Annotated in this window: 18 protein-coding genes; 7 read left to right on the plus strand and 11 right to left on the minus strand. The window is 60.1% G+C overall.

The window, feature by feature from the left end:
* Positions 1-3 precede the first annotated feature (3 nt).
* Positions 4-2,409 carry a maltodextrin phosphorylase gene (malP, locus tag D8B20_RS18455; RefSeq protein ID WP_145891034.1) on the minus strand — a complete coding sequence of 802 codons (2,406 nt, stop codon included), beginning with the start codon at positions 2,407-2,409 and terminating at the stop codon, positions 4-6.
* A 280-nt stretch (positions 2,410-2,689) separates the two neighbouring features.
* On the opposite strand from malP, the gene malT reads away from it, so the two are divergent.
* The gene (gene malT / locus D8B20_RS18460; protein WP_145891036.1) at positions 2,690-5,392 is read left to right on the plus strand and encodes an HTH-type transcriptional regulator MalT; all 2,703 of its coding nucleotides are present in this window, start codon (positions 2,690-2,692) and stop codon (positions 5,390-5,392) included.
* 86 nt (positions 5,393-5,478) lie between these two features.
* Entirely contained in the window at positions 5,479-5,937 is a 459-nt protein-coding gene (locus tag D8B20_RS18465; RefSeq protein WP_145891037.1) for a thiol-disulfide oxidoreductase DCC family protein, read from the plus strand.
* Here D8B20_RS18465 and amyA read toward each other — a convergent pair.
* The gene (amyA, locus tag D8B20_RS18470; RefSeq protein ID WP_145891039.1) at positions 5,915-7,393 is read right to left on the minus strand and encodes an alpha-amylase; all 1,479 of its coding nucleotides are present in this window, start codon (positions 7,391-7,393) and stop codon (positions 5,915-5,917) included. The two genes, D8B20_RS18465 and amyA, sit on opposite strands and share 23 nt — an antisense overlap.
* A 373-nt stretch (positions 7,394-7,766) precedes the next feature.
* On the opposite strand from amyA, the gene D8B20_RS18475 reads away from it, so the two are divergent.
* Positions 7,767-9,722 carry a methyl-accepting chemotaxis protein gene (locus D8B20_RS18475; RefSeq protein WP_145891041.1) on the plus strand — a complete coding sequence of 652 codons (1,956 nt, stop codon included), beginning with the start codon at positions 7,767-7,769 and terminating at the stop codon, positions 9,720-9,722.
* 25 nt (positions 9,723-9,747) lie between these two features.
* Here D8B20_RS18475 and D8B20_RS18480 read toward each other — a convergent pair whose 3' ends face one another.
* The gene (locus D8B20_RS18480; protein WP_145891043.1) at positions 9,748-10,635 is read right to left on the minus strand and encodes a LysR family transcriptional regulator; all 888 of its coding nucleotides are present in this window, start codon (positions 10,633-10,635) and stop codon (positions 9,748-9,750) included.
* A gap of 104 nt (positions 10,636-10,739) precedes the next feature.
* On the opposite strand from D8B20_RS18480, the gene budA reads away from it, so the two are divergent.
* From budA to D8B20_RS18500, 4 genes are all read left to right on the plus strand, one after another.
* Complete coding sequence (budA, locus tag D8B20_RS18485; RefSeq protein WP_145891045.1) at positions 10,740-11,522, plus strand: acetolactate decarboxylase; 783 nt, start codon at positions 10,740-10,742, stop codon at positions 11,520-11,522.
* 11 nt (positions 11,523-11,533) lie between these two features.
* Positions 11,534-13,213: an acetolactate synthase AlsS gene (gene alsS / locus D8B20_RS18490; protein ID WP_145891047.1), complete on the plus strand. Its 1,680-nt coding sequence runs from the start codon at positions 11,534-11,536 to the stop codon at positions 13,211-13,213.
* A gap of 238 nt (positions 13,214-13,451) precedes the next feature.
* Positions 13,452-14,039: a sigma-70 family RNA polymerase sigma factor gene (locus D8B20_RS18495; protein WP_261388116.1), complete on the plus strand. Its 588-nt coding sequence runs from the start codon at positions 13,452-13,454 to the stop codon at positions 14,037-14,039.
* Positions 14,032-14,229: a zf-HC2 domain-containing protein gene (locus D8B20_RS18500; protein WP_145891050.1), complete on the plus strand. Its 198-nt coding sequence runs from the start codon at positions 14,032-14,034 to the stop codon at positions 14,227-14,229. Before D8B20_RS18495 ends, D8B20_RS18500 begins: the two co-directional genes overlap by 8 nt.
* Before the next feature lie 2 nt (positions 14,230-14,231).
* Here the strand turns inward: D8B20_RS18500 and D8B20_RS18505 are convergent, their stop codons facing one another.
* The 8 genes from D8B20_RS18505 to D8B20_RS18540 form a co-directional block, all read right to left on the minus strand.
* Positions 14,232-14,708, minus strand: a complete 477-nt coding sequence (locus D8B20_RS18505) for a DoxX family protein (protein ID WP_145891052.1) — start codon at positions 14,706-14,708, stop codon at positions 14,232-14,234.
* Positions 14,702-15,448: an HvfC/BufC N-terminal domain-containing protein gene (locus D8B20_RS18510; RefSeq protein ID WP_145891054.1), complete on the minus strand. Its 747-nt coding sequence runs from the start codon at positions 15,446-15,448 to the stop codon at positions 14,702-14,704. Before D8B20_RS18510 ends, D8B20_RS18505 begins: the two co-directional genes overlap by 7 nt.
* Positions 15,429-16,340, minus strand: coding sequence for an MNIO family bufferin maturase (gene bufB / locus D8B20_RS18515; RefSeq protein WP_145891056.1), 912 nt, complete (start codon positions 16,338-16,340; stop codon positions 15,429-15,431). The genes D8B20_RS18510 and bufB overlap by 20 nt, the downstream gene beginning before the upstream one ends.
* Before the next feature lie 24 nt (positions 16,341-16,364).
* The gene (locus D8B20_RS18520; RefSeq protein WP_145891058.1) at positions 16,365-16,661 is read right to left on the minus strand and encodes a BufA1 family periplasmic bufferin-type metallophore; all 297 of its coding nucleotides are present in this window, start codon (positions 16,659-16,661) and stop codon (positions 16,365-16,367) included.
* 198 nt (positions 16,662-16,859) lie between these two features.
* A complete protein-coding gene (locus tag D8B20_RS18525; RefSeq protein ID WP_145891060.1) occupies positions 16,860-17,981 on the minus strand; it encodes an NAD(P)/FAD-dependent oxidoreductase in 1,122 nt (373 codons plus the stop codon).
* Positions 17,982-18,012: 31 nt separating this feature from the next.
* Complete coding sequence (locus D8B20_RS18530; RefSeq protein ID WP_145891062.1) at positions 18,013-19,086, minus strand: Gfo/Idh/MocA family protein; 1,074 nt, start codon at positions 19,084-19,086, stop codon at positions 18,013-18,015.
* The gene (locus D8B20_RS18535; RefSeq protein WP_145891064.1) at positions 19,086-19,832 is read right to left on the minus strand and encodes an amino acid ABC transporter ATP-binding protein; all 747 of its coding nucleotides are present in this window, start codon (positions 19,830-19,832) and stop codon (positions 19,086-19,088) included. Before D8B20_RS18535 ends, D8B20_RS18530 begins: the two co-directional genes overlap by 1 nt.
* A gap of 1 nt (position 19,833) precedes the next feature.
* Positions 19,834-20,640: an amino acid ABC transporter permease gene (locus D8B20_RS18540; RefSeq protein WP_145891066.1), complete on the minus strand. Its 807-nt coding sequence runs from the start codon at positions 20,638-20,640 to the stop codon at positions 19,834-19,836.
* Positions 20,641-20,697: the final 57 nt, after the last annotated feature.

Below are 20,697 nucleotides of genomic sequence, written 5' to 3' on the forward strand. Positions count from 1 at the left end.
TCCTCAGCGTGTCGCCTGCCAGATACGTTGCTGATAATCACGAATCGCGCGGTCGGCGCTGAACATACCGCAGCGCGCCGTGTTCAGAATGGCGGCACGCGTCCAGGCTTCGCTATCCGCCCACAGGGCTTCCACCTGCTGCTGCGCATTCAGGTAGTGACGGAAATCGGCCAGCACCAAATACGGATCGCCGCCCAACGCGCCCAGGCTGTCGGTGAGTGCGCTAAAAGCACAGGTGTCGCCGTCGCTGAAGGTGCCATCTTCCAGCGCGGTCAGCGCGCGATCGAGCTGCGCATCTTTTTTGCGCCAGACCGCCGGCGCATAGCCCGCCTGCTTCAGCGCGCTGACCTGCTCAACGGTGTGGCCAAAGATGAAAATATTCCCGTCGCCGACCTGCTCTGCAATCTCAACGTTAGCGCCATCCAGCGTTCCGATGGTCAGCGCACCGTTCAGCGCCAGCTTCATGTTACCGGTGCCCGACGCCTCTTTCCCGGCGGTGGAGATTTGCTCGGAGAGATCCGCCGCCGGAATCAGGCGTTCGGCCACCGAGACGTTATAGTCCGGGATAAACACAATTTTCAGCCGGTCACCGACGCGCGGATCGTTGTTAATGGTCGCCGCCACTTTATTGATGGCATAAATGATATTTTTCGCCAGCGCATAGCCCGGTGCGGCTTTGGCACCAAACAGCATCACGCGCGGAGCGAGGTTGGCCTGCGGATCGCTGACCAGCGTCTGCCACAGCGCAATCATATGCAATAACATCAGGTGCTGACGTTTGTACTCATGCAGGCGTTTGATCTGCACATCAAACAGCGCATCCGGGCTGACCTGAATGCCGGTTTTCTCGCGAATCCAGTGCGTCAGCGCCAGTTTATTCTGCTGCTTAATGGCGCGATATTCCGCGCGGAATGCCGCGTCATCGGCCAGTGGAGCCAGATCCTGCAGCGCATCCAGATCGTTCAGCCACGGACGCTGCAGCGTTTTGTTGATCAACGCCGCCAGTGCCGGGTTGCACTGATTGATCCAGCGGCGCGGCGTAATACCATTGGTGACATTGTGAAATTTTTCCGGCCACAGCGCGTGATACTCCGGAAACAGATCCTCCACCACCAGACGGGAGTGCAGCGCGGCAACGCCATTCACGGCAAAGCCGCTGACCACGCACAGGTTGGCCATGCGTACCTGCTGATTATGCACCACCGCCAGTCGGGACCAGACGGCGTCATCGCCCGGCCAGCGCGCGGAGACAAGGGCTTTGAGCCGGGCATTCAGGGTCTCAATGATCATCATATGGCGCGGCAGCAGGGTGCGGACCAGGCGCAGACTCCAGCACTCCAGCGCTTCCGGCATCAGGGTATGATTGGTATAGGCAAAGGTGCGGCGGGTAATGTGCCAGGCTGCTTCCCACGTCAGCCCGTGCTCGTCCAGCAGCAGCCGCAGCAGTTCCGGAATCGCCAGCGTCGGATGGGTATCATTAAGCTGGATCACCTCATAATCCGGCAGGGTTTCAATGCTGCGCCCGGCCTGCTGATGGCGGCGCAGAATATCGGCCAGCGTACAGGCGCACTGGAAATATTGCTGCATCAGGCGCAGTTTTTTCCCGGCCTGATGGTTGTCGTTGGGGTAGAGCACTTTGGTCAGCTTTTCCGCGTCGATACCCGTCTGCTCTGCGCGCAGGAATTCGCCATCGTTGAAACGTTGCAGGCTGAAAGGATGCGCATGCTTTGCCTGCCACAGGCGCAGCGGCTGGGTGACGCCATTGCGAAAGCCAACCACCGGCAGATCCCAGGCTTCGCCCTGTAGCCTGAACGCGGGCTGCCAGACGGGCACGCCCTGTTCAGTGACCACTTTGCCACCCAGTCCGACCTGAACCGTCAGAGCGCTGTTGTGCCGGAACCACGGATAATGCTCGCGCTGCCAGTCGTCCGGCTGCTCGTGCTGCGCACCATCGACAAACTGCTGGCGAAACAGCCCGTACTGATAATTCAACCCGTAGCCGGTGGCGGCCTGCCCGGTGGTGGCCATGGCATCCAGGAAGCAGGCAGCGAGTCGCCCCAGGCCGCCGTTACCCAGCGCCGGATCGGTCTCCTGTTCCAGTACCGCGCTCAGCGCCACGCCGGATTCCGCCAGCACGGCGTTAACGCCGTCATACCAGCCGAGGTTAAGCAGATTATTGCCGGTCAGGCGGCCAATCAGAAACTCCATGGAAAGATAGTTAACGTGGCGCTGACCCGCGACGGCCACCGGCCGGGCAGGCAGCCCGGCCAGCAGTTCCGCCAGCGCGCCGCTGACGGCATGCCACCACTGGTCAGGGGTCATCTCCTGCGCGCGCTGCAGGCCAATGCGCCGCCACTGGCGCGTCAGGGCAGCGGAAAAACGGTCCGGGTCAAACGTAGGCTGGGTCATGGTCAGGTGTCCTGTAAAACAGTGAGGGTTATGCTGCGCAGTGTGCCGCTGACGTGGCGGCTGTGCCTCCTCCTGGCGCAAATAGAGCAGGGAGGACAGAGAGGGAGGAGAGGCTGAGGTAAATCTGAAAGCGCGGCAGGAGTGTGATACCCCTCGCTTTTGTAAAGGCTGACTTATACGTTCGCTTGCATTCAGGTAACGAATCTATGAACGTGTATGAAGATTAATTACGAAGCGTAAAATAATGATGCGCTAAACGTTAACGGAGAAGCGTGCGCCCATGTTGATACCCTCGAAACTGAGTCGTCCGGTGCGTCCGGACACCACGGTAACCCGGGACCGCCTGCTGCAGAAGCTGAGCGCAGCCGCCAACTACCGGCTGGTGCTGATCACCAGTCCGGCGGGCTACGGTAAAACCACGCTGGTGTCGCAGTGGGCAGCGGATAAACATGACCTCGGCTGGTACTCATTAGATGAAGGTGACAATCAGCCGGAGCGCTTTGCCGATTATCTGATTGCCGCGCTGCAGCAGGCCACCAAAGGTGCCTGCAGTCGCAGTGAATCGCTGGCGCAGAAGCGGCAGTACGTCAACCTGAACGCGTTGTTTGCGCAGCTGTTTATCGAGCTGAACGAGTGGCGCGCCCCGCTCTGGTTGATCATCGATGATTATCATCACATCACCAATCCCGCCATTCATGAAGCCATGCGCTTTTTCCTGCGCCATCAGCCCGATAACCTGACGCTGGTGGTGCTGTCGCGCAACCTGCCGCAGCTGGGCATTGCCAATCTGCGCGTGCGCGAGCAGCTGCTGGAGCTGGGCAGTCAGCAGCTGGCGTTTACCCATCATGAGGCGAAACAGTTTTTTGATGGTCGCCTGGCCGCGCCTCTGGCCGCCGATGAGAGCGGGCGTATCTGTGATGACGTGGCGGGATGGGCGACCGCCCTGCAGCTGATTGCGCTCTCCGCACGTCAGGGCGCGGGGTCGGCGCAGGATTCTGCACGCCGCCTCTCCGGCATCAATGCCAGCCATCTGTCTGATTACCTGGTGGAAGAAGTGCTGGATAACGTTGATGCCGCGACGCGCCATTTCCTGCTGAAAAGCGCGCTACTGCAGTCCATGAATGATGCGCTGGTCGCCTGTGTCACCGGCGAAGCCAACGGGCGGATGCGGCTGGAGGAGATTGAGCGTCAGGGGCTGTTTCTGCAGCGCATGGATGATTCCGGCCAGTGGTTCAGTTATCACCCGCTGTTTGGCTCTTTTCTGCGTCAGCGCTGTGAATGGGAGCTGGCTGCTGAGCTGCCAGCTATCCATCGCGCGGCGGCCCAAAGCTGGATGGCGCAGGGCTTTCCTGGCGAAGCCATTCATCATGCGCTGGCTTCCGGTGACACCGACATGCTGCGCGATGTGCTGCTGGAACATGCCTGGACGCTGTTTAACCGCAGCGAGCTGGCGCTGCTGGAGCAGTCGCTGAATAGCCTGCCGTGGGCAACGCTGCTGGAGAACCCCGCGCTGGTGCTGCTGCAGGCATGGCTGATGCAGAGCCAGCACCGCTTTTCTGAAGTTAACCGGCTGCTGGCGCGGTTTGAGCAGGGCTGCAGCTGCGTCATTGATGCGGCGCTGCAGGGGGAATTCAATGCGGTGCGCGCGCAGGTGGCGATCAATCACGGTAACGCGGATGAGGCGGAACGGCTGGCGCGGCTGGCGCTGGAAACCCTGCCGGAGACGCGTCGCTACAGTCGTATCGTCGCAACGTCGGTCCACGGTGAAGTGATGCACTGTAAAGGCGAACTCACCAACTCGCTGGCGCTGATGCGTCAGACTGAACAAATGGCGCGGCGGGAAGACGCCTGGCATTACGCGCTGTGGAGTCTGATCCAGCAGAGCGAGATTTTGTTTGCGCAGGGCTTTCTGCAGGCCGCGTGGGAGATCCAGGAAAAGGCGTTTGTGCTGGTCAGTGAGCAGCATCTGGCACATTTTCCGCTGCATGAATTTCTGCTGCGTATCCGCGCGCAGTTAATGTGGGCGTGGGGACGGCTGGATGAGGCGGAGCATGCGGCACGTGAAGGCATGAAAGTGCTGAAGGGCTATCCGCCACAGCAGCAGATTCAGTGCCTGGGGCTATTGATCCAGTGCTCGCTGGCGCGCGGCAATCTGGATAATGCCCGCAGCTACCTCAGCCGGCTGGAAAACCTGCTCAGCAATGGTGTCCTGCACAGTGACTGGATTGCCAATGCCGATAAAGTGCGGCTGATTTACTGGCAGATGACCGGGGATACGCAAAGCGCCAGCCACTGGATGCGACAGACGGCGAAACCCGCCTCTGCCAATAACCATTTTCTGCAGGGACAGTGGCGCAACGTTGCGCGCGCGCAAATTCTGCTGGGCAATGCCGGCGAGGCGGAAGTGATACTGGATGAGCTGAATGACAACGCGCGATCGCTGCGGCTGATGAGCGATCTGAACCGGAACCTGCTGCTGCTCAATCAGATTTACTGGCAAACCGGGCGTAAAGCGCAGGCGCAGCAGGCGCTGATGGAGGCCCTGACGCTGGCGCGCAGCACCGGTTTCGTCAGCCATTTCGTGATCGAAGGCGAGATGATGGCGCAGCAGCTGCGGCAGTTGATTCAGCTCAATACGCTGAATGAACTGGATCAGCATCGGGCGCGGCGCATTCTTAGCGAAATCAATAAATATCACCGCCACAAGTTTGCGCATTTTGACGAGGGGTTTGTCAGCCGCCTGCTGAATCATCCTGACGTACCGGAGCTGATCCGCACCAGCCCGCTGACGCAGCGGGAATGGCAGGTGCTGGGGCTGATTTATTCGGGCTACAGCAATGAACAAATTGCCGGTGAACTGGACGTGGCGGCAACCACCATCAAAACCCACATCCGTAACCTTTATCAGAAGCTGGGCGTATCACATCGTGCGGAAGCGATGCACCAGGCGCAATCTATGCTGAAACTGATGGGCTACGTCTGAGCCAGCCATCAGCCCGCGCCCCCTGACAGCGCGGCCAGCCGCGCCCGCCTGCTACACTCACAGCATATCCGTCAGCAGGGGGCGACATGACAGAGACAGCAGCGGCGCTGACCGCAGAACAACCGATAGTGATTTATGACGGCGTCTGCCGCTTGTGCAATGCCTGGGTGCGCTTTCTGCTGGCGCATCGCCTGCCGCAGCATGTTCACTTTGCGGCGGTGCAAAGCCCGGCGGGCGCCGCACTGCTGCGTCGCATCGGCCAGTCACCGGAAAATGTGCACACCCTTGTGCTGCTGGAGGGGGACCACCACTGGTTTCGCTCGGCGGCCATTTTCCGCATCCTGCGTCTGTTACCCTGGCCGTGGCGGCTGGCGTCCCTGCTACGCTTTTTGCCGGCGCCGGTCAGCGATGCGGTTTACAACATCATTGCCCGGCACCGCTACCGCTGGTTCGGTCGCTATGACACGCTGCATCCGTTAGCCGCCGATGTGCCGGGCCGTTTCCTGCACGCGCCGCTTAGCGTTACGCCATCACCCAAACGCTGACGCTGCCGCCCTTGCAGATAAACACGGCTTCGCCCTGCGCATTGGTGGTGATGGTTTCGTCACAATTTTCCAGGAAATCCCGCCACGTTTTCCCGGCATAGTTTTCACCCAGTGCGAGGGTTTTTTCACCGCTGTCGCCGTTTGACATGATCACGACACAGCCTGGCTCAGTTTCGGTACCGCTGCGGCTGAAAGCGATGCAGTTCGGGTGATCGAACCAGGTGGTCTGTACGCCGTGCGCAAATCGCTGACGCGCGATCATCAGCTGTTCCAGCTTATCGATAACCGGCATCTCCACCCGCTGCATCTCACCATTGCTGCCGGCATCTTCATAGGTCGCACCATACAAATCGGGCCAGAATACGCAGGGCACGCCGTTCTCCCGCAGCAGAATCAGGGCGTAAGCCAGCGGCTTAAACCAGGCCTCCACCGGCGCTTCCAGCGACTGCAGCGGCTGCGTGTCATGGTTGGCAACCAGCGTGACGGCATGGAACGGATCCGCCTCTACCAGCGTGCCGGCAAAGATCTGGCTCAGGTCGTAGCGGCTGCCCTGGGTTGACGCCAGGTGGAAGTTCAACTGCAGTGGCGCGTCGAACAGCATGGTTTTACCCTCGACCTGATCGAGATACTGCTGCAGTTTCTCCCGCTCAAATGACCAGTATTCCGCCACGATAAACAGCGGTTCACTGGCGACCTCCTGCACGTGATCAATCCACTCTTTGTAGAACCATGCCGGAATATGTTTCACCGCATCCAGACGAAACCCGTTACAGCCGGTGGTGTCGAGGATCCAGCGCGCCCAGTATTTGATCTCTTCCGTGGCGGCACGATTACGGAAATCGATATTGGCACCCATCAAATAATCAAAATTGCCCAGCTCGGTATCGACCTGATCGTTCCAGCCGTCACCGGTATAGTCGTTGACGATTTTAAACACGCCGTCTTCGTCCGGATTTTCGATGTGATCGACCCCGCTGAAGCAGTGATGATCCCAGATAAAGGCGGAATACTGCCCGGCGCGGGCGGGGAAGGTGAAGCGCGTCCAGGCCTCGCAGTTGATCACCTCTTCGTGAATCTGGTCGCGATTCTGCTCATCAACCCGGTTCACCAGGATCGCTTCTTTTTCATCTGCGCCCATTTTGTGATTCACCACCACATCCAGCAGCACGGCAATCTGCTGTTGCTGTAGCGCGCTTATCGCTGCATGCAGCTGCGCTTTATCACCATATTTGGTGGCAACCGATCCTTTCTGGTCGAACTCGCCCAGGTCAAACAGATCGTAGGTGTCATAGCCTACCGAGGCCGCGCCGCCAGCGCCTTTATAGGCCGGCGGCAGCCAGATCATCGTGATGCCCGCCTCGCCCAGGGCGGCGGCACGTTCGGCGAGCTCTGGCCAGAGCTGACCACCTTCAGGGTAATACCAGTGAAATGCCTGTAACAGGGTTGGTTTTTTCATTGACGGGCTCCGCTTTTCGACATCGAAAGTATGGAGCGGGATCGCAAAAACGCGCGAAGTTTCCGTTGTCACCGCACCTTTTGCTGTTCACGGCGGCGCGCATAGTGCAAAAGGCGTGCAAAAAGCGCCGGGTTTTAATCCTTTCTTTTCATGAATTTAACAAGTCTGTATCACCGGTTATGCCGATAGCAGCAATCACTGAAGCTTAGGCCGCGCCGGTCGATAACGTCTTTACATCAGCACGTGCCTTAGCGTGTTGATGGTGACTGTTTCACGAGTTCTGATAGCGAACGGACCCTGCTTTTAGCCCTCTTTTCTACACCAGCACGCGCACCACGCGCACGCATTACAATAATTGCAGGAGGACATCCCTATGTCTTTTATTAAGACAATGATGGCACGCAGCCGTCTGACCGGTGCATCGCATCCCTCAGAAGGCATTTATCACTGTCATCAGCCCCCTGAGTCGCTTTCTGCGCTGGGCCTGTCGTCACGGGCTTCAGGCATCTTACTCACCTTTGTTCCGCCGGAAGCGGATTTTCACCGCGTTTGTCAGGCGTGGCAGCGTTTCACGTCGGCAGATTTAACGGTTATTACACTCTCTTCTAACGGTGCGCTCAGCGCCAGCGGCAAGCAGAGCACCTATTGCGACGGCAACGGGCAGGAGGGCAGCTGGCTCTGGCTGCCGGACAGTCTGATTGCGGAGCACGAAACCCATGTGGTCGATCTGCATCTCAGCGATACCCACACCGTCACCGAGCGTATCGGTGCCATTCAGCGAGACCTGGCGGCGCTGAAGCTGCGCATGCCGCTGTCCGCCGATCGCACTTTCGCCATGATTTACTGCGATGGCCTCTCCGCCTCGGAAGGGTTCCTGATGCAGGCCTGGTATAACACCGGGCGTTTTCCCTGTCTGGCCATTGGCGGATCTGCCGGCGGTCGCGTGACCTTTGACGGCACCTGGATTGGCGCGGGCGGTCGCGTCCTGCAGGGCAAAGCCGTTATTGTGTTCTGCCGCATGGCGCCGGGTAAATCTTTCGCCCCGTTTAAAAGCCAGAACTTTACGCCGCTGGATAAAAGCTGGCTGATCGCTGAGGCCGATCCGCTGACGCGTACCGTCAGCTCGGTTTTCAACGCTCAGGGGCAGCAGCAGCGCTTTACCCAGGCGCTGGCGGCGCAGCTGGGCTGTGATGAGCAGCAGGTGCAGCAGCGTCTGCAGGGGCTGACCTTTGCGGTAAAAGTTGGCGATGCGTTTTTCATTCGCTCGGTGGCAAAAATTGAGCAGGGTCGCGTGCACTTTTTCTGCGATCTGGAGTTTGGCGACCGCCTTTACCTGATGAAGGAGACGGATTTTAAAGCCGCCACGCTGCGCGACTGGGAAACCTTCACCGGCCGCTACGGCAAGCCCGCCGCCATCATGATGAACGACTGTATACTGCGCCGTCAGGGGAACCTGAGCCAGTTATCGTCCGCGCATTTCTTTAAAGGGATTCCGGCAGCGGGGTTCTCCAGCTTTGGTGAAATTCTCGGGGTGCCCATTAACCAGACGCTGTCGGCACTGGTGTTTTTCAATCGCGATGTCAAAGCGATGACCGATTTCCCGGTAGAGTATGCCAGCTACGCGGCGCACTATGCGCAGCGCGCGCTGCGCCGCTGGGAGGCGCTGAACAGCATTCAGAGCCGCGTGCTGGCGCGCGTGGTGAACTATCAGCAGGAACTGACGCCCATTGTGCAGGCGCTGCCGGCGCTGGAAGCCGCCACCCATACGCAGGGCGAGATGCTGAGTATGGCGGAGAGCAGTATCCGTGCGATCAGCGCTATCGCCACTGAAAGCCAGCAGGCGCAGAGCCATCTGGGGGAAGGGCTGGACGATCTGGAGCGCATCTCCAACGGCATCAATGTGATTACGCTTGGCATCAGTAATATCGCTTTTCAGACCAACATCCTGGCGCTGAATGCCGCGGTGGAAGCCGCGCGGGCCGGAGAAGCAGGGCGCGGCTTTGCCGTCGTCGCGGGTGAAGTGCGGCGTCTGGCCCACTCCTCTAAGGAGCAGGCCGAAGCGACCGCCGGCAACATCAACGATGCGGTCAGCACCATTACCCGTATCCGCAGCGTCGCGACCAGCACCGTGCAGACAGCCAACGACATGGCGGAACGCAGCATCCACGCTGCCGATGCCATTGCCGCGATGAGCCAGCAGACGCGCAATGAGCGGGCCGACATCGCCGCGCAGCTTGAGAGTCTGCGCACGCTGACCGCGGGCATGGACGCCATGCAGGAAGCGGTGGCAGAGCTGAAAGTGCTGCAGAAGCTTTCAGCGGAACGCTAACCCTGATGTGAATGACATGGCGGCGTTAATCGCTGGCTTCGCCGATCAGGCTGAGCAGGTGCAGCACCGGTTTCGCCGGATGGTTACGCCGCCAGGCGAAGGCAATATCCGTAAACAGGGTATTGTCTTCGATTTCACAAAACACCAGCTGCGGATGACTGACGCAGCACAGTGAGGCCGGCACCAGCGCGATGCCACAGCCCGCGCCAGCCATGGCCAGCGACGAGGCGATCTGCGGCGCCTGACGAAAACCGGTATCAGAAAAACCTGCCCGCAGACAGGTACTGACAATCAGCTCATACAGACTGGGCGCCACTTCCCGCGGAAACATAATCAGCGTCTCCTCCGCCAGCTGCGACAGCGCTATCGTGCGCTGCTGGCTTAACCGATGCCCGGCAGGCAGGGCAATCATCATCCGTTCCGTTGCCACCACTTTCAGATTGAACGCTTTACTGCTTTCACACGGCAGGCGGATAAAGGCGGCGTCCAGCAGTCCCTCATGCAGATCCTGCATCAGCAGCGCCATATTTTCTTCACGGGTGATCAGTTCCATCGCCGGATAACGCGTCTGAAAACACTGGATCAGGGTAAAAACCGGCGCGCAGAACGCCACTGAACTGGCAAAACCCAGCGACATCTGGCCGCTGATGCCGCGTGCCACGCCGCGTGCTTTCTCCAGTGCATGATCGGCAAGCTGCACGATAGCGCGGGCATCCGGCAGAAACGCGCTGCCCGCGTCGGTCAGCTCCACGCCGCGCGTCATACGCTTCAGTAACGGCGTGCCAATCTCATGCTCCAGACGCTGAATCTGCTGACTCAGCGGCGGCTGTGAAATTCCCAGCATTTCCGCGGCACGCGTGAAGTGCAGCGTCTCGGCTACGGCAACGAAATAACGCAGATGGCGAAGTTCCATATCAAAAACGTCTCAAAGTTTGCAGCTTTCGCTATTGGATTCTGTGAGCCAGGTAGCTCATCCTGATATTAACACGGCTTAACTATCAGTTTGTGAGGCAGCAAATGTGTGATTTTGTATCTGATTGTTCATGTGAGGATCAGCTAAGGGAAACCGTTAGCCTGCTGGCAGAAAACTCAGCAGAAAAGGTTATCTATCAGACCTCGCTGATGAGCGCCTTGCTCAACGGCGTCTACGACGGTTCCACCACGGTTGCAGACCTGCTGAAAAAAGGCGATTTCGGTCTGGGGACGTTCAATCAGCTGGATGGTGAACTGGTGGCGTTTGACCGGGAAGTGTATCAGCTACGCGCAGACGGCAGCGCCCGACCCGCCAGCCCGGAGCAGAAAACCCCCTTTGCCGTCATGACCTTTTTCGCGCCGGAGTATGAGCACCGCTTCAGCAGCACAGCGACGCGCGAGGAAGTTCATGCCGTCATTGATCGCATCATCCGTTCCGATAATCAGTTCTGCGCATTGCGCATCCGCGGCCAGTTCCGCTCCGTGCAGACGCGCACCGTGCCATGCCAGTGCCGCCCTTACCGCAGCATGCCGGAGGTGCTGGGTAACCAGCCGGTGTTTGATTTTCAGGCGCGGCAGGGCGAACTGATCGGCTTCCGAACACCGCAATATATGCAGGGCATCAACGTGGCGGGCTATCACGAGCACTTTATCACTGACGATCGTCAGGGAGGCGGACACATTCTCGATTACGTGCTGGAAGAGGGCACCCTGAGCTTCGGGGCCATCAGCAAACTGGTGATCGATTTACCGCAGGATCGCGAGTTCCTGCAGGCCGATCTGAACCCGGACAATCTGGATGAAGCCATCCGTTCTGTTGAAAGCTAACTGAGGTCACGATGAAAGCAGACAAAACCGAGACACGATGGAATAGCGGCGCCGATCTGGTGGTCGCACAGCTGGAAGCGCAGGGCGTGGAGCATGTCTTTGGCATCCCTGGCGCCAAGATTGATAAAGTTTTTGATTCGCTGGTGGATTCGCCGATTCAGCTGATACCGGTCCGGCATGAAGCCAATGCCGCGTTTATGGCCGCCGCCGTCGGCAGACTGACCGGGCGGGCTGGCGTGGCGCTGGTGACCTCCGGACCGGGCTGCTCCAATCTGGTCACCGGCATGGCAACTGCCACCAGCGAAGGCGATCCGGTGGTGGCGCTGGGCGGTGCGGTGAAGCGTTCCGACAGCAACCGCCAGGTGCATCAGAGCATGGATACCGTTTCGATGTTCCGGCCGGTAACCAAGTTTGCGGTGGAAGTAAACGAATCCTCTGCCCTGGCGGAATGTGTGTCCAATGCGTTTCGCCATGCGGAAAACGGGCGCGGCGGCAGCGCGTTTGTCAGCCTGCCGCAGGATATTGTCGACCAGCCGGTAGCCGGTAATCTGCTGCCGCCAAAAGGGCAGATCACGCTGGGAGCCGCACCCGATGATCTGGTATCGGCGGTCAGCCGCGAAATTGCCGGGGCGAAAAATCCGGTGATTCTGCTCGGCCTGATGGCCAGTCAGCCGGAGAACAGCGCGGCAATCCATGAACTGCTGAGCAAAAGCCGCATCCCCGTGACCAGCACCTATCAGGCTGCGGGTGCAGTACGGCAGGCGCACTTTTCCCGTTTCGCCGGACGTATTGGCCTGTTTAACAATCAGGCCGGTGACCGGCTGCTGCAGCAGGCCGATCTGATTATCACCATCGGCTACAGTCCGGTGGAATATGAACCGGCGATGTGGAATCGCGGCTCCGCCACGCTGGTTCACATTGATGTGTTACCGGCCGAGACCGATAACTGCTACCTGCCGGACGCAGAACTGGTCGGCGATATCGCTCAGACGGTGCGTAAAATTGCTGCCTGCGTGGAAGCGCCCTTGCAACTCAGCGATGAAGCGGCAGCGATTCTGGAGGATCGTCAGCAACAGCGGCAGCTGCTGGCGCTGCAGGGTGCCCGGCTGGATCAGTTCGCGCTGCATCCGCTGCGCATTGTCCGGGCGATGCAGGATATCATCAACAGCGATGTCAGCCTGACGGTAGACATGGGCAGCTTCCACATCTGGATTGCCCGCTATCTTTACAGTTTCCGCGCGCGGCAGATCATGATCTCCAACGGTCAGCAGACCATGGGCGTTGCGCTGCCGTGGGCGATTGGTGCCTGGCTGGTGGACCCGTCGCGCAAGGTGGTGTCAGTATCGGGTGACGGCGGCTTTCTGCAATCCAGTATGGAACTGGAAACCGCGGTCAGGCTGAAAGCCAATATCCTGCACATTATCTGGGTGGATAACGCTTACAACATGGTGGCAATTCAGGAAGAGAAAAAATACCAGCGCGTATCGGGGGTTAACTTTGGCCCGGTCGATTTCAAAGCCTATGCGGAAGCCTTTGGCGCGGCCGGTTTTACGGTGAACAGCGCGGCGGAGCTGGAACCTGTGCTGCGCAAAGCCATGGACGTGGACGGCCCGGCGGTGCTGGCGCTGCCGGTCGATTACAGCGACAACCCGTTACTGATGAGCCAGTTACATCTGAGCCAGCTGCTGTAACACGCCGGCATGTCGTTTTAAATTATCCCTTCCCTCCGCGCGTCAGCCTGTCCTGCCGGACTCCGGGCTGACGCGCCAGCGAAAACAAGACCCGTCGTATTCAGCTTTCTCCCACCGCTGCGGATAATCACGCGCCTGAGCAGGCAAGACTGGCTGTCACCAAAACAGCGGTTTCCCGTAGCGGCAATCCTGCCTGTTTACCGCACAGCGATCACCCACAGAGAACAGGATGCAGACGATGACGGACTTTCCACAGGGGGTGGATGAGCACGACTTTTTCACCGCATTACGCACGCAGATGCTGAAATTTGCCCGGCTGCAGCTCGGCGATGGCTGTCAGGCTGAAGATGTGGTGCAGGAGGCCCTCGAAGGAGCGATGAAAAATGCCCCTTCCTTTCACGGCAAAGCCGCCTGGAGAAGCTGGGTTTTTGCCATCCTGCGCCACAAAATTGCCGACGCGCTGCGCTACCGCTATCACGCACCGGTTTCACTGCAGGACGAGGGTGAGGAAGATTTTGACGCGCTGTTTGATGAGACCGGCCACTGGCCGGCAGGCGAACGGCCGGTACGCTGGCAGCAGCCTGACCACGCCATGGAGCAGGCGCAGTTCTGGCGCATCTTTGAATTATGTCTTTCGCACCTCCCGCAGCAGCCGGCCCGCGCCTTTATGATGCGTGAGTTTATCGGGCTGGAGACGCCCGAAATCTGCCTGGCGCTGGATATCAGCGTCAGCAATCTTAACGTCATGCTCTGGCGCGCCCGGATGCGCCTGCGCGAATGTCTGTCACAGCGCTGGTTTGCCAGCGGGAGGGAACAGGATGCTTAATTGTATTCACGCCACGCGGTTGATGTCGCAGGCGCAGGACGGACCGCTCGCCCTCGCTGAACGCCTGGCCCTGCGCTGGCATCTGCTGAAATGTCAGGGCTGCCGCCACTTCCGGCAGCAGCTGGCCGACCTGCGGACGGTCTCCCGGGCTTTCACGCAGCGGGATGCGGACCGTCCGCAGGACAAATAGCGTTAACGGCGGCGCGGCAGCAGCTGATCCAGCGATAGCCTGCCGGCGCCGTAGATCAGCAGATAGAGCTGCGCGGCGATCCAGGTAAGGTGCAGCGGCCAGGCATCGGGATAGACAAATAGCTGGATCACCATCGTCATGCCCAGTAATCCCAGCGCGGAGACGCGCGTTGCCAGCCCGATCAGCAGCAGCAGCGGCAGGATGTGTTCCGCGGCGGCGGCCAGCGTTGCCGCCAGCGCCGGGTCCAGCAGCGGCAGACGATACTCCTGCTGAAACAGCGCGATGGCCCCGTCGGTGACCTGCGGAATACCGAACTGCAGCGGCGACCCGCCGAGGATATCAATCTGCAGCCCGGTAATTTTGGTCTGCCCTGAGAGCCAGAAGGTCGCGGCCAGGCCAAGACGCGCGGCCAGCGGCAGCAGTGCGGTTTTAATCAGCCGCTCGCTAAAGTGAATTCCCTGGTGAAGTGTATTTAACATTGTTTTTCCTGTGTTTTTATTATTAACCCATGCTGATGCAGCGCCAGCAGACGCGGCTCTGCATCGGCCGGTTCTCCGGTCGCTACCACCGCGTCAAGCGCGGCCAGCAGCGTGTTGCCGTTAAGCAGGGCGCGGACGAACGCTGCCTGACCGCGACTGACCGGCATCAGCCTGACGTCATCCTGCAGGCGGAAAAGCAGCACGTTTTCTGCCTGCAGCGGATCGACCGCAGCCTGTGCATCCTCCGTCTGGTGCGCACACCAGATGCTGAAAATGGCCCAGGACGAGGTCACCACCCGAAGCGACGGATCCAGCACCAGCCCGTCGCTCTCCGGATCGAAGCCCGCGCACAGCGTTACGGTTTCTCTGTCGCGATCAGCGGCATGCAGTGCATCCACGCAGGCAAACTCCAGCGCGGCCATATCGGCCAGCCAGGGCCAGGACGCCAGGGGCGCAAAAGTCGCCATCCACGAGGCCAGCTGTCCGCCATAGGATGCCAGCACCGGCGACGCGGGCGGATGCTGGCGGATAAACGCGGCAGCCATGGCGCGGAAGAAATCGCGGCCAACCTGCGCCTGTAACACCGGAAAATTATCCGCAAGTACATCAACCAGCGACGCCATAACGTTATTACGGTAGATCGCAAAACGCACAGCCGGATCGCTGCCATTCCAGACCGTTAATCCCGCTGGCAGGGCGGCTTCCGGGTTGAGCAGGGCTTCAGCGAAGGCGCGTTGCATGGCACGCCTCCCGATCGATTACGCTCTGCGCGCGGGCAGCCTCCTGCAGCAAACGCGCCAGCGAAGGCACGTTGCCATCCCATTCAATCAGCGTGGCGACCGCGCCGGTGCCGGCCAGCGCCTGTTCGTACAACGCCCACACCGCATCGCTTACTGCCCGATCGTGCGAATCAATCAGCAGGCGGTCACCGGCGTCATCCACAGCTTCGGCGTAGCCTGCAAGATGGATTTCGCCTACCCGATCCAGCGGCAGCTCAGACAACATGTGCTGCGCATCGCGATGATGATTCACTGCGCTGATGTAGAGATTGTTAACGTCCAGCAGTAAACCGCAGCCGGTGCGGCGCACAATCTCACTGATGAAGGTGGTTTCGCTCAGGGTTGAGGCGTTGAACTCCACGTAAGTTGACGGGTTTTCCAGCAGCATCGGGCGGCGTAACGCCTCCTGCACCTGATCGATGTGATCGCAGACCCGCGACAGCGTTTCCCTGGTGTATGGCAACGGCAGCAGGTCATTAAGAAAAGCGTGACTGTGCGTGGACCACGCGAGATGTTCTGAGAAGACGGCTGGCTGATAGCGTTCAACCAGGCTTGCCACCTGTTTCAGGTGATCACGATCCAGCGGTGCTTCGCCGCCAATCGACAGCCCGACGCCGTGCACAGCGAGCGGATAATGTTCGCAAACTGCGCGCAGGCCGCTGTGCAGCGGGCCGCCGGCCACCAGATAGTTCTCTGCGTGAATTTCAACAAAGCCCGTTGCGGCAGGCTGCCGGAGCAGCTCTGCGATGTGCGCCGGCTTCAGGCCGATGCCTGCCTGAGCGGGCAGGCATCGGTTCACAGGAGCAGCTACCGCAGCGGCATTCACGTCAGCAGCCAGAGGGGAAAGATTCATGATGACTACTCCTGTATCAGCGGATCAGGCTTTCTCTTTGAACGCATCCAGCTGGCCGAAACCGGTCGCAGAGGTCGGGGATTTCAGGGTGACGCAGGTGCCGGCCGGCACCATTTTCCAGGCGTTACCCTGATAATCCATTTTCGCGGTGCCAGCGCAGGAGGTGCCGGCCCCGGCTTTACAGTCGTTTTTGCCTTTCAGCGAAACGCCGTAGCACTTCTCGGTTTGTGCCGCTGAAGCGGCCATTGCCGGGGTCGCTGCGCCTGCCAGGACGCTGCTAACGGTCAGAGCCAGTAAAGCCGCAGTGGAGTTCTTCTTCATGCTAAGTTCCTTTTCTTACAGTGGGGTTGGGTTGAAATCGGATAACCGAAGCCATACGCGCTTCGTACCGGTTAAGTCGGTACAGCGGCGGATTTCTTACACAAAAAAAGGATTTTTTTGCGCGTGACGGCAGCGGCGAAAACAGAGGGGCAGAAACGGGCAGAAAAAGTGCGCCACACAGCGGTGGCGCAGCACAGGTTAAGCGTGGAAGCGTTCCGGACGGAAACTGGCGAGCATCGGATGTCGCGTACCGCAAAGCATCTCTTCCGCGAGAATCTCACCGAGAATCAGCGCCAGGGTGGCACCGGAATGGGTAAACGCCACAAAGCAGCCTGGCACTCGGCTCAGTTCGCCGGCGACGGGCTCACCGTCACCCGGGATAGGCTTCAGGCCGATTTTCCAGCCGGCGGCGGTCAGTGGCTGGCCATCGCCAACCAGATGTCCCGCTTCCGCCATCAGTTTGTCAATCACGGCTTCGTCGATGCTGTACTGACCATCGGCGTGCGCCACGATATCCTCTTCATACCAGTCATGATCCACCGCCAGCGTGTTACCTGGATTGGGACGGATAGCGGCACGCGGCGTGTTCATTACCACTTTCACCGCATGCAGCTGTGGCGTACTGGTGACCAGCATCGAAACCGGGGAGCCATCAGGGATGTGCACGCCCAGCGGGGCGACCACCTGCGGCGTCCACGGGCCACAGGCCACCAGAACCCGATCCGCTGTAAACTCGCCGCGCTGCTCGCTGCGCACGCCAGTGGCCCGCCCGTCGGTGGTTATCACGCTGGCGCGACCGGCATGTTCAATCACCTCACCGCCCGCCGCCCGGAATGCCTGCACCAGATGTTCCGCCAGGTGCGGCAGGCTGACCCAGCCTTCACCCGGGTTAGCAATGGCGACCTCTGCCAGCGCGGTGCGGTTGACCTGCGCATCAATCTGGCTCACGGTATCCTGCGTGACCAGGCGTGAATCGTAGCCCTGCGCTTTTTCATACGCGTGGCGCGCACGGGTGCCTGCGGCATCGTCCGCGGCCCAGAACAGCGCGCCATCAAAACGCAGCCACGGCAGATCGGGGTGCCGGGCAAACAGCGTACGATAGCGATCGATACCCGCCATGCGCAGCGCGTGATAAGGCTGCGAGCGTTCGCCGGCTGAGTTCAGCCAGGAGAGCGAACGGCCGGACGCGCCGGAACAGAGTTCCGCTTCAGTTACCAGCGTCACGCGCGCACCGGCTTTAGCCAGCTGCCACGCTGTTGAAATCCCCAGGATGCCGCCACCCAGCACCACAACGGTTTTTACTGCAGATTTGTCACTCATTCTTTACTTCCTTCTGTTGAAAGTCAGGCGATCAGGCACGGCGTACGCGATGATGCTGATGAAGCTGTTCAATCAGCGCCAGCACGGCAAGTGCCTCTTCGGCCTCGACCGGCGGGGGAGTACCGTGCTTCAGCGCACCGGCCAGCAGCTGATAAAAAGCGGGATAGTTGCCGCGCTGCAGCGGGACAGCATGCTGTGACTCCGCCGTGCCTGCCTGTGCAGCGCCGGCCGCTGGCGTGACGCCATACTCGCTGTCATCCGGTGACATCCCGGCGGCGAGCTGCGGCTCCTGGTTATCCAGGCCAAAATGGGTAAACGCGCCGCGACTGCCCAACAGGTGAAAGCGCGGTGCATTGAGTGCAGCCTGGCCATTCATCCACAACCGTGAGCGCACGCCGCTGCGATGCAGCAGAGAGACGAAACAGTCTTCATCACTGTCAGATGCGCTGCCCGAATGCCGCGCCAGCTCAGCGCTGGCGGTCTCTACCGGGCCAAAAAGTTGTATCGCCTGGTCGATCAGATGGCTGCCCAGGTCCAGCAGCAGGCCACCGCCTTCGGCTAGTGTGACGGTGTCACGCCAGTTGCCAAAGCCAGCGGGACGCCACCACTCGAAGCGGGATTCAAAACTTCTGACGGTGCCAAACGCCTCTTCGCGAATCAGGCGCTGCAGGGTAAGGAAATCCCCGTCCCAGCGGCGGTTATGAAACACCGTCAGCAGCGTACCGGCCTGGCGGGCGGCGGCGATCATCGCTTCCGCATCCTGCACTGCCGGGGCAAAAGGTTTGTCTACCACCAGATGAAGACCGCGCGCGCTGGCCGCAAGCGCCTGTTCACGGTGCTGCGCCGGCGGCGTAGCCAGCACAATGAGATCCAGGGCAATCTCCCCGTTATCAATTAATTGCAGCAGCGTGGACCAGTCCGGCACGATCCGCGCCTGCGGATACAGCTGCCGGGCGGCAGCCACGCGCTGTTCGTCGCGCGTGACGATTGCTGCCAGCTGATAATCGGGATTGTGCGCCATCAGCGGCGCGTGAAAGACCTTCCCGGCAATACCAAATCCCACCAGCGCCGTGCGCACAGGGCCTGAAAGGGTGCGATGTGCCATCACAGCACCTCCGATAAAAAACGTTGTAAACGAGGAGATTGCGGCCGTTCAAACAGCTGGTCGGGCGGTCCCGCTTCGACAATCTCGCCTTCATCCATAAACACCACCTGGTCAGCAACGCGCCGGGCAAAGCCCATCTCATGCGTGACGACCACCATGGTCATGCCGCGCTGACAGAGGTCGGCCATCAGCGTCAGCACGCCTTTTACCAGCTCGGGATCGAGTGCCGAAGTGGCTTCATCAAACAGCATGACCTCCGGCTCCATGGCCAGCGCCCGGGCAATCGCCACGCGCTGCTGCTGTCCGCCGGAGAGATCGCGCGGACGATGATCGGCGCGCTGCGCCAGGCCGACTTCGGCCAGCCGCTGCCGGGCGATAGCCAGCGCTTCCGCTTTTGGCCGGCCTTTAACTTTCCACGGTGCCAGCGCCACGTTCTCCAGCGCGCTGTGATCGGGGAACAGATTGAAGTGCTGGAACACCATGCCGATACGCAGCCGCAGTGCGTCCGGTTTGTCTTTTAACACCGAGCGCCCCGCCAGCAGAACATCGCCACTTTTGGGCTCATGCAGGCGGTTGATGCCGCGCAGCAGCGTCGACTTGCCGGAACCGGAAGGCCCGATAATGCAGGTAGTGGTGCCGGGTGCGATATTCAGCGAGACATTACGCAGCACCTCAATCGGGCCGTAGGCCAGCGTCAGATTGCGCAGCTCAAGGCTGGCACCGTGAAAGGCAGAAGCAGATGTCATCTTAGTGTCCTCGTTCGCTGCTCAGGGAGGCGGTCGGCGCAATCGCGCGTTTTACCTCAACTTCATCCACTTCTTTCAGGCCGCTTTGTGGTGCCGAGGCGCGCCGGCGTCCGGTGCGATAGCGGATGTCGATGTAGTTGACCGCGTGCGTCAGCGGTACGGTGATGACCAGATAAAACAGTCCTGCCAGCATCAGCGGAGAGAGATTCCCGCTCAGCACTGCGGCATCCTGACCGACGCGGAACAGCTCACGCTGTCCGGTCATCAGCCCCAGCAGGTACACCAGCGAGGAGTCTTTGATGATGGCGATAAACTGGTTAACGATGGCGGGTAACACGCGGCGAATTCCCTGCGGAATGATCACCAGCCGCATCGCCCGGCCATAGCTCATGCCCAGCGCACGACAGGCTTCCATCTGGCCCTGTTCCACGCTCTGAATACCTGAGCGGAAAATCTCCCCCATATAGGCGCTGGCGATCAGGCTCAGGGCAAAGATGCCAAGCGGATAGGGCGTCGGGCCAAACAGCTGGTAACTGAATCGCGCCAGTCCCTGACCTATCAGCAGAATGGTCAGAATGGAAGGCAGGCCGCGAAACAGGTCGGTATACAGCCGGGCCGGCACGCGCAGCCAGCGCGAAGGAGAGATACCCATCAGCGCCAGGATCAGGCCGAAAAAGGTGCCCAGTATCGTGGCGGCAACGGAAATAATGATGGTGTTGACCAGGCCGGTGGCCAGCAACTGCGGCAGGACATCCATCATTGCCGGAATATCAAAGAAGGTACGCGAAAGAACAGTGATCAGATCCATAGCCGTTTCTCTTGTACGGGTGACAGGCGTTCCCCATCACCGGATGCAGGCATGCGC

The organism is Candidatus Pantoea soli, from assembly GCF_007833795.1.
Lineage (GTDB): Bacteria > Pseudomonadota > Gammaproteobacteria > Enterobacterales > Enterobacteriaceae > Pantoea > Pantoea soli.

Excerpts from the sequence above, each read along its gene's own strand:
- malP (WP_145891034.1), bottom strand. The coding sequence starts at position 2,409 with ATGACCCAGCCTACGTTTGACCCGGACCGTTTTTCCGCTGCCCTGACG.
- malT (WP_145891036.1), top strand. The coding sequence starts at position 2,690 with ATGTTGATACCCTCGAAACTGAGTCGTCCGGTGCGTCCGGACACCACG.
- D8B20_RS18465 (WP_145891037.1), top strand. The coding sequence starts at position 5,479 with ATGACAGAGACAGCAGCGGCGCTGACCGCAGAACAACCGATAGTGATT.
- amyA (WP_145891039.1), bottom strand. The coding sequence starts at position 7,393 with ATGAAAAAACCAACCCTGTTACAGGCATTTCACTGGTATTACCCTGAA.
- D8B20_RS18475 (WP_145891041.1), top strand. The coding sequence starts at position 7,767 with ATGTCTTTTATTAAGACAATGATGGCACGCAGCCGTCTGACCGGTGCA.
- D8B20_RS18480 (WP_145891043.1), bottom strand. The coding sequence starts at position 10,635 with ATGGAACTTCGCCATCTGCGTTATTTCGTTGCCGTAGCCGAGACGCTG.
- budA (WP_145891045.1), top strand. The coding sequence starts at position 10,740 with ATGTGTGATTTTGTATCTGATTGTTCATGTGAGGATCAGCTAAGGGAA.
- alsS (WP_145891047.1), top strand. The coding sequence starts at position 11,534 with ATGAAAGCAGACAAAACCGAGACACGATGGAATAGCGGCGCCGATCTG.
- D8B20_RS18495 (WP_261388116.1), top strand. The coding sequence starts at position 13,452 with ATGACGGACTTTCCACAGGGGGTGGATGAGCACGACTTTTTCACCGCA.
- D8B20_RS18500 (WP_145891050.1), top strand. The coding sequence starts at position 14,032 with ATGCTTAATTGTATTCACGCCACGCGGTTGATGTCGCAGGCGCAGGAC.
- D8B20_RS18505 (WP_145891052.1), bottom strand. The coding sequence starts at position 14,708 with ATGTTAAATACACTTCACCAGGGAATTCACTTTAGCGAGCGGCTGATT.
- D8B20_RS18510 (WP_145891054.1), bottom strand. The coding sequence starts at position 15,448 with ATGCAACGCGCCTTCGCTGAAGCCCTGCTCAACCCGGAAGCCGCCCTG.
- bufB (WP_145891056.1), bottom strand. The coding sequence starts at position 16,340 with ATGAATCTTTCCCCTCTGGCTGCTGACGTGAATGCCGCTGCGGTAGCT.
- D8B20_RS18520 (WP_145891058.1), bottom strand. The coding sequence starts at position 16,661 with ATGAAGAAGAACTCCACTGCGGCTTTACTGGCTCTGACCGTTAGCAGC.
- D8B20_RS18525 (WP_145891060.1), bottom strand. The coding sequence starts at position 17,981 with ATGAGTGACAAATCTGCAGTAAAAACCGTTGTGGTGCTGGGTGGCGGC.
- D8B20_RS18530 (WP_145891062.1), bottom strand. The coding sequence starts at position 19,086 with ATGGCACATCGCACCCTTTCAGGCCCTGTGCGCACGGCGCTGGTGGGA.
- D8B20_RS18535 (WP_145891064.1), bottom strand. The coding sequence starts at position 19,832 with ATGACATCTGCTTCTGCCTTTCACGGTGCCAGCCTTGAGCTGCGCAAT.
- D8B20_RS18540 (WP_145891066.1), bottom strand. The coding sequence starts at position 20,640 with ATGGATCTGATCACTGTTCTTTCGCGTACCTTCTTTGATATTCCGGCA.